Source organism: Aquitalea sp. (assembly GCF_030150775.1).
Lineage (GTDB): Bacteria > Pseudomonadota > Gammaproteobacteria > Burkholderiales > Chromobacteriaceae > Aquitalea > Aquitalea denitrificans.
In genome coordinates this window covers 18,562-31,445 of record NZ_JASLFG010000018.1, presented here as the reverse complement: position 1 = coordinate 31,445, position 12,884 = coordinate 18,562, and the positions used below count along the sequence as shown (strand labels likewise).

Here is a 12,884-nt window from a genome sequence, read left to right as displayed (position 1 = left end):
CCGGATAGCCTTACGGGTCACGGCGGTGTTCGGCAAAAACCCGGCTGATTGCCGACAAAAGCCATCAGACCGGGTTGCTGTAGACGGAAATGCAGTGATTTAGCTGTTCTGGCCCTGCAGCTCCAGCGGCAGGTAATCGGCCGGTGCGGCACGCTCGGCCATGGCCTGCGGCACGGTGCGACGTGCTAGCAGCACAAACAGCACGGCGGTGAATACCGAGCAGCTAGCAAAGCCAGCGATACCGCCTGCCATGTAAGCCAGGCGGAACAGCTCGATACCCAGTGCATAACCCGCCATCGACAGCATGCTCATGGCTGCAGATACCGTGCCCTTGGCCACGGGCGAGGACATCAGGGCAAAACGGTACAGCACACCAAAACTCAAGCCTTCGCCAAAGCTCATCAGGCTCATGCCGGCCACCATCAACCATACCGGCTCGGCAGCAAACAGCACACCGCCCAGCATCAGCAGCAGGCCACCGACAATCGGCCCCATGCCGACAAATACCGAACGTCCCAGCGGCCAACGATCAGCCAGCAGCACCAGCGCAAAGTTACCGCCGATCAATCCGCCAAACACCGGCAGCTGCATCAGGCCGTATTGCAGGGTGCTCATGCCCAGGTCGCGCACTAGCAAGACCGGCGAGAGGGCAATCCAGCCCATCAGGGGCAGGGCCAGCAGCGGAATGCACAGGGCAGAGAACACAAAGCGCGGCTGCTTGAGCAGGCGCAGGTAATCCGCCCCCATCTGCGCCAAGGACTCGCGGTTTTGACCCGGCGCCACGGTTTCCGGCATTTTCCAGATCAAGCCCAGCAGCGCAATCCCCGCCATGGCGGCAATCGCCAAGAAGCAACTGCGCCAAGGTGCAATTTCCACCAGCGCAGCACCAGCCAGCGGCCCCACCAGTGGGGCAATCAGCGCTACATTGGCCATCAGCGCGGTTACCTTGACCGCGGCGGTTTCTTCAAACGCTTCTTGCACTGCGGCATAGCCCACCGCATTGATAAAGCACAGCCCCATCCCCTGCACCACACGCAGGGCAATGAAGCCTTCGATGGAGTGGACCAGATAAGTGGCAAGGCAGGACAGCATGAAAAAGGCCACACCAAACAGCAGTACCGGACGGCGGCCGATACGATCGGACAAGGGGCCGGTCAGCCATGGCAGAGCGGCACCACCTACCAGAAAAGCAGTCATGGAAGTGGGAACCCAGCTGCTGCCAACCAGAAACTCTCGGGTAACCTGCAGCATGGCGGGCTGCACCATGTCATTGGCGATATAAACGGCAAATTCGAACAGAACCAGCGCCAGCGGAAATAGCAGATTCGCCGGACTGAGTGAAATATGTTTGGACTGCAACGCAACAACCTTTCTTGACGACAAAGAGCGCGCCACGGCCTGACAGGGCCGAGCCCGGGCTTGCAGCAGCAGAAAACAGCCGCGCCAGCACGAAAAAAAAGCCGGAAATTCTACACTGATCAAGTGCTTGCGGCAAATTGTTTCAAGATGAAGCAATATTGACATCCGCCGCCGACCCTGCGGCCAAACCCATAGCCAGCCAGGGCCGGCGGGAGTAACATGCCTACTTCCGGAAGGGACAACGCACCCGTCCCAAAACATAGTAAAATTGTCGGGTATTCACCCACTCCCATCGCCCCCATGCTCTCCAAACTGACCAAGCTGTTCGGCAACAAGCCGGACGCAGATAGCGCAGCCGATACCATGACCCTGACCGACGCCCAAGTAATGGAGGCCATTGCCGGCCTGATCGACGCCAATACCGGTAAAACTTATGCTGCTGCCAAGGCGGTAAAGAACATCAAGATCAGTGCCGACCTGCTGGCACTGGAAGTGGTGCTGGCCTACCCTGCTGCCAGCCAGTTTGATCTGGTGCGCAATCAGTTCGAAACAGCCCTGCAAGCCATCGCAGACGGCCGCGCACTGCAGATTACCGTCCGCAGCCAGATCACCAGTCATGCCGCCCAGCGCGGCGTGCCACTGCTACCTGGCGTCAAGAATGTCATTGCCGTGGCATCCGGTAAGGGTGGGGTGGGCAAATCCACCACCGCCGTCAATCTGGCGCTGGCCTTGCAAGCCGAAGGCGCACGCGTCGGCATTCTGGATGCCGACATCTACGGCCCCTCGCAACCGCTGATGCTGGGCCTGCAAGGCCAGCGCCCGGAAACCCCGGATGGCAAGAGCCTGCAACCCATTGTCAACTACGGCATCCAGACCATGTCCATCGGCTATCTGGTAGACGCCGACCAGGCCATGGTGTGGCGTGGCCCCATGGTAAGCCAGGCTTTGCAACAGCTGCTGAATGACACCCGCTGGGACAATCTGGACTATCTGGTCATCGACATGCCGCCGGGCACCGGTGACATCCAGCTCACCCTGTCGCAAAAAGTGCCGGTGACGGGTGCCTTGATTGTCACCACGCCGCAGGATATTGCCCTGCTGGATGCACGCAAGGGCGTCACCATGTTCCAGAAAGTAGGCGTGCCTATTCTGGGCATGGTGGAAAACATGGCCATTCACATCTGCAGCAACTGCGGTCATGCCGAACACATCTTCGGCGAAGGCGGCGCTGCGCGCATGGCAGCCGACTTTGGCGTGGAAGTGCTGGGCTCGCTGCCGCTGGACATGGGCATCCGCCTGGCGGTAGACCAAGGCAAGCCGACAGTTGCTGCCGACCCGGATGGCACCGTGGCAGCGCTATACAAGGGTATTGCACGCAAACTGGCAGTCAAGGTGGGCGAGAAAGCCCAGGACTTCTCCGGCAAGTTCCCCAAGATCGTCATCCAAAACAATTAAGCCCGCCACCATGATTGCAATGTTCGACTCCGGCCTGGGCGGGCTGTCCATCTGGCGTGCAGTACAAGCAGCGCTTCCCGACTGGCCGATTACCTATCTGGCAGATCAGGCGTACTGCCCCTATGGTGGCCGCAGCAAGGAAGAGATCATCCAGCGCAGCCTGAAAATTGGCGATTACCTGCACAGCCAGGGAGCCAGCCTGCTAGTGGTGGCCTGCAATACCGCCACTACAGTTGCCGTGGCAGCCTTGCGCCAGCACCTGCCGATACCGGTTGTCGGGGTCGAACCGGCCATCAAACCAGCCGCAGCAGCCAGCCGCACCGGACGCATCGCCGTACTGGCCACCCAGGCCACGTTGGCCAGTGAACGGGTACAGGCATTACTGGACAAACATGCCGGTGACGTGGAGGTACTACGCCGTCCCGGCCTGGGCTGGGTAGAGCAAGTGGAAGCTGGCGAACTGGACAGCGCCCTCACCCGCGCCCGGGTCGCTGCCGTGGTGCAGCCGCTGCTACAGGAAAACATCGACCACATTGCCTTGGGTTGCACTCACTACCCCTTTCTGTCACCACTGATCCGCGAGCTGACCGGAGAGCAGATTGCCCTGTATGACCCGGCCGAGGCCATTGCCCGACGCGTCGACTCGCTGCTGCAGCAACATGGCAGCGACAGTATTGGCGACCGCTGCTACCGTTTCATCACCACCGCACCAGACACGTTGCCCATGGCACGCATGCTGCCATTGCTGATCGGTCACGCGTATGCTGTCGAATCCCTGACTCTGGAGTAAATCATGTCGCTACGCCGCATCATGCAAGGGCTGCTGCTTGGCACCCTGCTCGCCCCCGCCGCCTGGGCCCTGCCCCAGTGCAGCAACGTAGCCGGAATGGTCAACCAGCAAACCGGCAATCGACTGGACACAGCCGAACTGGAAAGTGTGTTGCAGACCGTGGGAAAAACCGGTCGACTGCCTAATCAGTTCATCCCCAAACGCCAGGCGCAGGCAGCCGGCTGGCAACCTGGCCGCAACTTGTGGAGTGTTCCCGGCCTGCAGGGGAAGTCTATCGGTGGCGACCGCTTTGGCAATTACGAGAAGCAGCTACCCAAAGGGCAATGGCAGGAAGCGGACTTGAACTATAAAGGAGGCAAGCGCGGTGCCTATCGCCTGGTGTTCTCCCGAGCAGGCCAACGCTTTGTTTCCGTCGACCATTACCAGCGTTTCATCGAGGTGCCTGCATGCCAGTAAGTATTTGTCAGTTGCAACACATCACGTCGCTCGAGCAGTTTTACGATGAAATCACGCGTCAGCTCCACCTGCCGGCCCACTTCGGCCGCAACCTGGACGCACTGTACGACTCACTCAGTGCCGATGTACGCGGTCCCTATGAAATTGTCTGGCGCGATACCGAACAATCGCGCCACATGCTGGGGGTAGATCTATACGCTACTTTGCTGGAAATCCTGCAATCCGTTGCTGAAGAACGCGGAGATGTCACGCTGGACATCCATCACTGAGCCCAGTGATCCATCAAAAAAAAAGCTGCCCAGATGGCAGCTTTTTTTGCGTCATCCCTCACTAGGCCAGGCTGGCAATCCGCGCCACCGCCTCTGCCAGACGCTCAATGCCGGTGGTGTAGGCCACGCGCACATGGCGGGCCGCGCCAAACTGGCCAAAATCCGCTCCGGGCGTGATGGCCACGTTCACCTCCTCCAGCAAACGCGCACAGTAGGCAAAGCTGCCCTCAGTCACTGCGCTGACATCGGCATACAGATAAAACGCCCCCTCAGGCTGCACCGGCAGCTTCCATCCCAATTGCGGCAGCGCCTGCAACAGATAGTCGCGGCGACGGCCAAACTCGGCGCGGCGCTGTTCCAGCTCGGCAATCACCTGCGGCTGGAAAGCCGCCAATGCTGCATATTGCGCCATGGCCGGCGGACACAGAAACAGGTTCTGCGCCAGGCGCAATGCCGGTTCGACATAGTCATCCGGCACCACCAGCCAACCCAGCCGCCAGCCTGTCATCTGGAAATACTTGGAAAAGCTGTTGATCACAAATACATCCGGGTCGACCGCCAGCGCAGTTGCCGCATCACAGCCATAAGTCAGCCCGTGATAAATTTCGTCCACAATCAGACTACCGCCATGTTGCTTGCAGCTGGCACTCAGCGCCGCCAGCTCCGCGACACTCAACAGCGTGCCAGTCGGGTTGGCCGGGCTGGCCACCATGGCCGCCACCGTTCGCTCGGACCAGGCCTCATCCACACCATCGGCCAGCAACTGGTAACGGGTCTCTGGCCCCACCGGCAGGCAAACCGGCTCACCACCCAACAGGCTGACAAAATGCCGGTTACAGGGATAGGTGGGGTCGGCCATCAACACCTGATCATCCTGATTCACCAGCAAGGACAAGGCGATCTGCAAGGCGCCTGAGGCCCCCGGCGTCACGATGATACGGCGCGCATCCACCGTCACTCCATAGCGCTGCTGATAAAAACCGGCAATGGCTTCGCGCAATTGCGGCAGCCCCTGGGCCGCGGTATAGAAGGTGTGGCCATCGGCCAGGGCCTGCCGCCCGGCCTCGACAATGGCCTTTGGCGTGGCAAAATCCGGTTCGCCCACTTCCAGATGAATGACATCACGGCCCTCGGCCTGCAAGGCACGTGCCCTCTCGAGAATGGCCATCACCTGAAACGGTGCCACGCCATCCATTCTTGTTGATAGTTTCACCACGATCCTCGGTTCAAATACGGCACTGGCCGCCAACAGCCAACCAAACCAGCAGTTTAGCAAGCCACACAGCCGGGCGACCATCCACATGCAGCCACGGCAACAAACCCACCGGTACAGGCAGCCGAGACAAGAAAATTCCAGCTGCAAACCAACTGGCTATTGACAGGATACCCGCCCCCCCATAAACTGCGCATCTCTGAGTCGGAGAGGTGGCAGAGTGGTCGAATGTACCTGACTCGAAATCAGGCGTACGTGCGAGCGTACCGAGGGTTCGAATCCCTCCCTCTCCGCCAGACCATACATAACCCCTTGAATTGCCAAATATAACTGGCGTTACAAGGGGTTTTTGCATTCATATGGTACAAAAGACGATACAAAGTCAGGTACAAGGCGGCAAGCAAACAGAGGGCTCCATCAGGAGCGACAACATGCCGCAGTACATGTTCAAATCCCCCTCCGGGACGGGGTACTTCTTCCGCCGGGGCGTGCCGCACGACGTGCGAACTATCATTCGCAAACGCGAGTTCAAAAAGTCACTCGGTGGAGACTTCAAGGCGGCGTGCATTGAATGCAAGCGCTTGGCCGTCGAGACTGACGAGCAAATCGCAATAGCCCGCGCGGGGCAGCAGAAGCGAGAACGCCGCACCAACGCCTTCTATAACAGCTTGTCAGTCATTAGTGAAATCACCCCCGACCTAACAGCCCGAGTGCGCGCAAACGTGCTTGCTGTGGCTGACACCGCTGATTTGCAGCGCAGAGCTGCGGCTGATGCGGGTGATACGGGTGATACGGGTGATGACGATATGCAACTGCACATATCACATGAGGAGGTAGAGGAAGCTCATCGCACAATGAGCGAGCTCGCTCGCCAGGCCTGGGCAACTGGCCGCATAGATGCATTCAGACCCGCGCTACATCAAACGCTGCACTTTGCCGGCTACCGGCTCGCAGAGGAGCTACTAGGCTCGAAGCAAGAGCGTGCGCTCCTGCTTGAGTACGTTCGCGCAGTTCGCACCGCAACACAGCTGATGCAAGCGCGCTATGCTGGTGAAGACCCCGACATTCTTTTGCCAGCGGATCCGCTCCGGCCCGCAGCCCCACTGACTGCCGCCTCCGCTGACAATGCGATGACGCTCTCAGCAGCTATTACTGACTTCATCAGACATTTGCCCGAAAAACAGCGCGCAATGCTCAGAAAACACAATGCCGTATTACCCGCGCTCCTGAACGTAATCGGCGATATGCCGATTACAGAGTTACGTCAAACACACATCAATGAATTCCTACGAACAATACAAAAGCTACCGCCACGCTGGTCAGATATACAGCGAAGGACGGGCAAAACAATACAAAAAATAGCAGAAGAAGCAACAGAGTCAATCACACTAAAAACGTATGAAGACACTTATATTGCATCGCTGCGTACTTTTTTGAAGCGAGCGGTAACAAACTGGCAAGACTGCGGCTTTCCCACGACGCTTACAACAAATGTCCCATACACCGGTACGCGAGTAAAGGCCGAATACAAGCAAAGAGCTTTACGCAAAGAGGAGATTGAATTAATTTTCTCCAGTGAGGAAATGAAAGTAATTTGCAAAAATACTCGAAAAGTACATCAATTTTGGCTGGCCGCTATCGGGCTATATACGGGGGCACGCATTCGAGAGATATGCCAGATAAATCCGCAGACTGACTTCGGGGAAAGCAGCAATATATGGTGGCTAAGAATAACAAACGAATCTGGCAATAGTGCTGATATAGATATTATCAAGTCCGTCAAAACTGGAAAGTCAAGAACAATTCCGATGCACCCAGAATTGATAAGACTTGGACTACCTGCTTATTTAGAAAAACTCCGAACTCAGAAAGAGACACGATTATTCCCATCCTGGCCTGCATATAATGGTGATGCAGGAACATATGCCGCACGCTGGTTTCGCGGGTATCTACAGAGCATTGGTCTGCACGGTGTAGCAAATAATTTAGGTCATGCAGTACGTGGAGCACATGCATTTCGACATACACTATTGACACATGGCAAACTAGCGGGTGTAAATCTGCGCTGCATCAGCGGGCACTCTGAGTCGTCGGATAATACAGTTGCAGATGGGTATGAAGATGAAACCATGCTGCTGACGCTTGAAGAAATGCAGCGGCGTTTGTCACAGTTAAATTATGACGTAACGCTGCCGACCCCAGTAGCACCATAATGAGCGTCAATACACCGTGGAATAAATAGGGGCCGTCAATGGCCCCGGTTTATGCCGCGAAAGGTGTTGACGCGATAGTTCTTAATTATGCTTCCGACCCACCTGGGGACGTTAAAAACATCCCCCAGGTGGTGCCTAGCGGCGAGCGTGGGTTGTTTTAGAGCTCTGTTTCTTTGCTCGCCATTTGAAGACTGCAGCCGAAGTCAATAGTCTCTGCTTCGTCTGCAATAGCAAGCAACTGATTAGCGAGTTTGCGCAGCCGTGCAGGGCTATGCAGATTCCCACCAAAATTTTCTACCATTACAAGTCGGTTGTTCCCCACACCAGCCATGAGCGTGTATGCGATTTTTTCGCATCCATCACCGGTAAATGTTTCTGCGTTTTTCATTTCAAGCATAAATAAAACCCCTTTTTAGGATTAGTTAGCAAATGCTCAGTAGCAATCGCTCCAGTGCCAACCGATGTGCACCTTCATATGAAAGTCCTCGCGCCTCGTACAGGCATAAGTCCAAGCCAGGGTCTGCGGTTGCAATTTCTACACGATAAGCGCCTTTAATGAATGCATGCGCGGATTCTTGCCGGCAGCTGACACGCACCCGCAAGGAAGCGGCGTCTACTGAGTCGACTGTGAAAACAGTCACGAGCTCCCAAACCGGCGCATTCATTCCTGCTCCTCGCTTAACTCAAAGCGATTGCGCAATGCTTTGATGATTTGGGCGCGGCCAGCACGCTCAAAGGTCAGCCCTTGCCGGAGCCAGCGGCAAGCGTCATCGAAATCAGAAATGCCGCGCATATCAAAAATCAGGCTATCGCAAACAGAAATATCAACGCGGTATGGGCCAGCTTTATAAATACTCTTAGCAAAGCGCGTAGGCTCGTAGTCCTGCATTTTATAGACACGAAGCAAAGCAACTTCATGTTCGTCCACCGGAGCCGGTTGCTCAACGATAATATTCCAGCTAAAGTTTTCTTCAAAAACAACAAGGCCACACTGGCTTCGGCTGCGGCTTTCAGCAAGAACACCAAAATTACTGCATTTAAATTCAATATTATCCATAATATATCTTTCATTCAGCCCATCGCCACAGTGGCGCTGGGCTGAGTAAGTTAAAGGCTAGTAGCTTTACTGTTGCACGTCCGCAGCGCTAAAAGCAGCCGCCTCCCGCTCCTGCGAGCGCTCCTTTTCATACTCATCGATAAGTACCTTGGAACGCTTACATTCAGCACGCTCATATTCCAGCCCTTGCACAATCCAATAGCAGGCTGTTTCAAAATCAGGAATGCCGTAACGGCAAAAAAGAAAAACATCATCACCCGCATCGATAAAAACGCCATATGGACCGGTCTCATGATTAGTTCCGGTAAAGCGAGTTAGCTCGTAGTCCTGCATTTTATAAATACTAAGCAGAACAGCCTCACTTTCATCCAATGCAACCAGTTGCTCGACAACAATATCCCAATTAATACCATTTAGAATGGCAACACCGTAATTACCGCGATTCAATTTAATACTTTCCATCTGATAGGTCTCCCATTTAGCCCGGTGCCCCATTGGCGCCAGGAATGGACGCAGTGTGGTGGTGAAAGACCTGACTGTCCATCTGGAATTAATCGAGAGAAATCACTAAGAATCAGATAGACGTATCATATTAAATAGCTATTTCGTCAAGTTGTATTACGTTAAATAGCAACTTTGTCAAGTTTTCGTATCACGTCAAATAGCAACTTTGTCAAGCTTTAAAGGAAATCCATTTTTTTTAAAACCAAGAGAGGGTGTGACATTTCAGCAACAAGCTATCGATTAAATATTCGTATTGCATGCCAGCAAGCCCACCCAAACCAAGTGGCAAGCGAGAAATGCCATACGCAGGCAGGCAGAGTGGAAATATACGTTTCATAAACGTGAATGCCCGCAATCATTGAAACAATCAGTGTAATAAGTGCTAGCCAGGATTTAAGAGTCATTTTTTATCCATGTCAGCATGTCGAGTGCCGGGGGCGGCGAAATATGGACGCAAGAATACGCGATGTAGCGGAACGCTCCGATTTCCGTCGTGCGATTGCAAAATGCCCTGCCCTAGAGGGAGGTTTGCTAGCACCTCGGGCGGTACGACATATTCGCGGTTCCGGCGTACTGAATACGACTGAGAAACTGTCGATTCACCACCGAACCGGCCAGTTGCAGTCAATGCCGCGCCGACTACATTTTCGGCAATGCTGCGGTCTACCGCCTCGGCTTCGTGCTGCCCCAGCAAATCAGCTGCGAAATCGGGGACGGTCTGATTCAAAACAAGCCGGTTTCGCAGAGATTGCAGCAAGACTTTTGCGCGTTCTTCACCGACACGCTGAACGATGGAGGCATGACCCTGCGTAAGCAGAACGGTAATTGATTTTGACTCCCGGCAAAGCGCTTGATATTCCGCATCACCAGGGCTTGCGTAGTCCTGATATTCGTCAATAACCAGCGCCATGTAGCGGTCGGCGTTGCAGCGGCCTGCGCGTGCCCAGGCAAGGCGGGCAAGCATCGCATCTTCATAAGACAGCTTCAGCAGCATGCCGAGAATCACTGCAAGGCCCGGCACTTCACGGCTATTGCAGTCGAGCACGACGACCAGCCCTTGATTCATGCATTCTGACCAGTCCGGCATGTCAAGTTCGGCTTCCGGCGCGTTGTATAAGTGCGCTACGCCTGGGGAGGTCAAGGGAATCAGTAGGTTAAACAGCTCCGAAACATAGATAGCCCGGAATTTTTCGTCTTCGCTCATCCGGTCGATGATGAGACGCGAATAGAACACGAAATCTTCATAGTGCTCTGCTTTCGCAGTAGAGCCGGCGAACAGCGTTTCGATGTATTGCGATGCGACTGTGCCGGCCATATCGCTGCTTGCCGTAATTTGCAGTAAATCGCTGAGTAAGTGACGAACCGCACTCGCAGTAACGTAATTAGAAAGTAAGCGCAGAAGGCCTATCGCCCCCTCTGCGAGGTGCGATGCCCCGGCGCGGATCCACCTGGTGTCTGGGCTAAAGGGGGCACCGTTCACGTTTTCTAGCGCAGTGAGAAGCGCGTTTGCAACCGTCGCCGGGGACGACAACGGCATGTGTAGTGGGTTCCACCTGGTCCGCTGACCAGGGCCGACTGCCAGCAGGTCGGTGCTGCGTCCTGCTGCAGCCATTTCTGCGCGCAAGGACTCTACCAACGCTGCTTTCGAGTCCATCACCAAACCGCCGGGACGGCTAGCGTGGTGGAATAGCTGAAAGACGGCGGGCCGGAGGACATACGCGGTCTTACCGCTCCCGATACTACCGAGCACCAACAATCCGGTCACCAGAGACTTGGCGGGCAGAACGGAAAGCTCCGGCGTCGGGCTGTACTGCTCGTCAGTGTGATAAACAAGTGAATAATCACCGCTGGGTTTATAGCTGCGGGTGGGGTGTATCTCACCCAGCACAATGCCCGGTCCGTCGTCGAATGTCGGGGCTTGAGGTAAGCGATACCCAGCCCTAACGGCGGCCAGGTCTAGTGGGCGGCTGTCCAGCAGCAGGCGCACCTGCGTGCCGATTTGCCCCCAGTACGCGCACATACCCAGCGCAGCCAGCCCGCCGGAGGTCATCGCGATTAGCAATAACATGGCACAGCGCTGTGCATAACTACCCGAAAGAAAGGGCGCTGTGTAGATGCTAGTTGCGCTTGTGAAAGCAACAAACACACACAGTGGCAGAAGCCAGCCCAACTGATGCAGCGCTACCGCTCGCAGCCGGTGCGCGACATAGACAGAAGTCCACTGGCGTGGTGATTTCTCAAGCAGCAGCATCAGCGCAGCAACTGGTTAATAGCACGAAGCCACGCGCGAGGGCGGCTGACAACGATATCGCGATTGCGGCTAGCAAACTCTTGATAAAACAGGCTGCGCCAGAACTGTTTCATAGCGATACCGACACCACTTGATGTGCAAGCCAGGGGTATGGTGCAGGCTCTGCAGCAGATGCCAGAACAGCGGCAAGCTCCGCACGCGGGCGGGCAAGCTGCAGACGTGCAAGACCTGTCTTGTCAGCTTCAATCCGTGCGTCGAGTTCGGCGAGCTCAAGCGCTGCATAGTCCGAGGCGTGCGGCACGAATTCAACAAGCGCAGCATTCAGCGCGTCTGCTGTGCGCCCTGTTGCTGCGATAAAGTTTAGGCGGGCCGTGCCTTGCTCGAGCAGTGGCAGCCAGCGCGCGGCGGCATTAGCGATGACGTTAGCTGACTGGGCGGCTAAGGCAGGCGGCACGGGCACATAGATGCAATACTTCTCTGACGCTCGTTCAATGCCGACTAGCGGCTCCGCGTGGCCCGCGCTAGGAATTCCGTGCAGTGCACGCAACGCAGCCTGCGCATCTGCCGACAGCCAGTCGCAGCAGGGTACTGCAGCGAACGCGCCACCACGCAATAAACCGCGCCACAGTACGGCGGCGGCGGCTCCCGCGCGTAGAAATTTTGCTGCGTTGCGTGAGTTGATGTCCGCCGATTTAGGTGTTGGCTGGTAGCACGCGGTGCGCGCAAAACCCGGGAGTAGCACGCGGCGAAACAACCCGTCGGCAGCAGCATTGCGCAGCGCGTCAGCTGCGTCATACAGCGTGAAATTCAGCGCACCGGCAGCATAAGCGGGTGTAGTGCAGCAGTGTAGTGCCGCGCACATGGCGGCGTAAGTACAAATAGCGGATTCCATGAAAACTCCAAAACGCGCTAGGGGGGCGCTCACGCTAACGTATAGCGCGACGTAGCATGGATGCCGCGTATTCGATGCTGCCTAGTCGCCGCGATGCCGTGTGCACCTGGCGAGTGTTTCGAGGGTAGGCGTCTGCGCAAACAGCACCGGATGAAGACGAAAAACCACGCGCAAAACAAGCCTTGTCGCGTAGCGGGCGAAGCCCGGTGTGGGACAAGGCGGGGTGCCCGTAGGCACCCCTGGGCGACGGCGCAAAAGCGCACGGAGTGCGCGCGCCAGGCCGCGTCAGCGGCAGCCCAATTGCATGCGAATGGCGTGAAAATGCTACCGGGTCAGCTCGCGGTCGAGAGATGATCCACGCGCTGAATACGCAACTGACCCTTGTGACTGGTTACGCTCAAGTGACTGCACAAACGACTGCACAG

At 56.2% G+C, this 12,884-nt stretch carries 12 protein-coding genes and 1 tRNA gene; 6 read left to right on the top strand and 7 right to left on the bottom strand.

The window, feature by feature from the left end; translation table 11 throughout:
• Window positions 1-99 precede the first annotated feature (99 nt).
• Entirely contained in the window at window positions 100-1,359 is a 1,260-nt protein-coding gene (locus QVF59_RS06195) for an MFS transporter (protein WP_287878096.1), read from the bottom strand.
• 300 nt (window positions 1,360-1,659) lie between these two features.
• Between QVF59_RS06195 and apbC the strand changes: the two genes are divergently transcribed.
• From apbC to QVF59_RS06175, 4 genes are read left to right on the top strand one after another with little or no spacing between them, the layout of a single operon-like run.
• The gene (apbC, locus tag QVF59_RS06190; RefSeq protein WP_287878095.1) at window positions 1,660-2,814 is read left to right on the top strand and encodes an iron-sulfur cluster carrier protein ApbC; all 1,155 of its coding nucleotides are present in this window, start codon (window positions 1,660-1,662) and stop codon (window positions 2,812-2,814) included.
• A gap of 10 nt (window positions 2,815-2,824) precedes the next feature.
• Window positions 2,825-3,604: a glutamate racemase gene (gene murI, locus QVF59_RS06185; RefSeq protein WP_287878094.1), complete on the top strand. Its 780-nt coding sequence runs from the start codon at window positions 2,825-2,827 to the stop codon at window positions 3,602-3,604.
• A 3-nt stretch (window positions 3,605-3,607) separates the two neighbouring features.
• On the top strand, window positions 3,608-4,060 hold the full coding sequence (locus QVF59_RS06180) for a ribonuclease domain-containing protein (RefSeq protein WP_287878093.1): 453 nt from the start codon (window positions 3,608-3,610) through the stop codon (window positions 4,058-4,060).
• On the top strand, window positions 4,051-4,329 hold the full coding sequence (locus QVF59_RS06175) for a barstar family protein (RefSeq protein ID WP_287878092.1): 279 nt from the start codon (window positions 4,051-4,053) through the stop codon (window positions 4,327-4,329). The genes QVF59_RS06180 and QVF59_RS06175 overlap by 10 nt, the downstream gene beginning before the upstream one ends.
• Window positions 4,330-4,390: 61 nt before the next feature.
• On the opposite strand, the gene QVF59_RS06170 is transcribed toward QVF59_RS06175, so the two are convergent.
• Window positions 4,391-5,542 carry a pyridoxal phosphate-dependent aminotransferase gene (locus QVF59_RS06170; RefSeq protein ID WP_287878091.1) on the bottom strand — a complete coding sequence of 384 codons (1,152 nt, stop codon included), beginning with the start codon at window positions 5,540-5,542 and terminating at the stop codon, window positions 4,391-4,393.
• A 206-nt stretch (window positions 5,543-5,748) separates the two neighbouring features.
• Between QVF59_RS06170 and QVF59_RS06165 the strand changes: the two genes are divergently transcribed.
• A tRNA-Ser gene (locus QVF59_RS06165) sits at window positions 5,749-5,838 on the top strand.
• Between the two features lie 147 nt (window positions 5,839-5,985).
• Window positions 5,986-7,755, top strand: coding sequence for a DUF6538 domain-containing protein (locus tag QVF59_RS06160; protein WP_287878089.1), 1,770 nt, complete (start codon window positions 5,986-5,988; stop codon window positions 7,753-7,755).
• Between the two features lie 157 nt (window positions 7,756-7,912).
• On the opposite strand, the gene QVF59_RS06155 is transcribed toward QVF59_RS06160, so the two are convergent.
• From QVF59_RS06155 to QVF59_RS06135, 5 genes are all read right to left on the bottom strand, one after another.
• Entirely contained in the window at window positions 7,913-8,152 is a 240-nt protein-coding gene (locus tag QVF59_RS06155; RefSeq protein WP_287878087.1) for a hypothetical protein, read from the bottom strand.
• Between the two features lie 264 nt (window positions 8,153-8,416).
• Complete coding sequence (locus QVF59_RS06150; protein ID WP_287878084.1) at window positions 8,417-8,812, bottom strand: hypothetical protein; 396 nt, start codon at window positions 8,810-8,812, stop codon at window positions 8,417-8,419.
• Between the two features lie 66 nt (window positions 8,813-8,878).
• On the bottom strand, window positions 8,879-9,274 hold the full coding sequence (locus QVF59_RS06145; protein WP_287878082.1) for a hypothetical protein: 396 nt from the start codon (window positions 9,272-9,274) through the stop codon (window positions 8,879-8,881).
• Between the two features lie 442 nt (window positions 9,275-9,716).
• Window positions 9,717-11,567: a type IV secretory system conjugative DNA transfer family protein gene (locus QVF59_RS06140; protein ID WP_287878081.1), complete on the bottom strand. Its 1,851-nt coding sequence runs from the start codon at window positions 11,565-11,567 to the stop codon at window positions 9,717-9,719.
• A 109-nt stretch (window positions 11,568-11,676) separates the two neighbouring features.
• Window positions 11,677-12,459, bottom strand: coding sequence for a hypothetical protein (locus QVF59_RS06135; RefSeq protein WP_287878080.1), 783 nt, complete (start codon window positions 12,457-12,459; stop codon window positions 11,677-11,679).
• Window positions 12,460-12,884: the final 425 nt, after the last annotated feature.

Coding starts and splice junctions, on each gene's coding strand:
- apbC (WP_287878095.1), top strand. CDS start 1,660: ATGCTCTCCAAACTGACCAAGCTGTTCGGCAACAAGCCGGACGCAGAT.
- murI (WP_287878094.1), top strand. CDS start 2,825: ATGATTGCAATGTTCGACTCCGGCCTGGGCGGGCTGTCCATCTGGCGT.
- QVF59_RS06180 (WP_287878093.1), top strand. CDS start 3,608: ATGTCGCTACGCCGCATCATGCAAGGGCTGCTGCTTGGCACCCTGCTC.
- QVF59_RS06175 (WP_287878092.1), top strand. CDS start 4,051: ATGCCAGTAAGTATTTGTCAGTTGCAACACATCACGTCGCTCGAGCAG.
- QVF59_RS06160 (WP_287878089.1), top strand. CDS start 5,986: ATGTTCAAATCCCCCTCCGGGACGGGGTACTTCTTCCGCCGGGGCGTG.
- QVF59_RS06155 (WP_287878087.1), bottom strand. CDS start 8,152: ATGCTTGAAATGAAAAACGCAGAAACATTTACCGGTGATGGATGCGAA.
- QVF59_RS06150 (WP_287878084.1), bottom strand. CDS start 8,812: ATGGATAATATTGAATTTAAATGCAGTAATTTTGGTGTTCTTGCTGAA.
- QVF59_RS06145 (WP_287878082.1), bottom strand. CDS start 9,274: ATGGAAAGTATTAAATTGAATCGCGGTAATTACGGTGTTGCCATTCTA.
- QVF59_RS06140 (WP_287878081.1), bottom strand. CDS start 11,567: ATGCTGCTGCTTGAGAAATCACCACGCCAGTGGACTTCTGTCTATGTC.
- QVF59_RS06135 (WP_287878080.1), bottom strand. CDS start 12,459: ATGGAATCCGCTATTTGTACTTACGCCGCCATGTGCGCGGCACTACAC.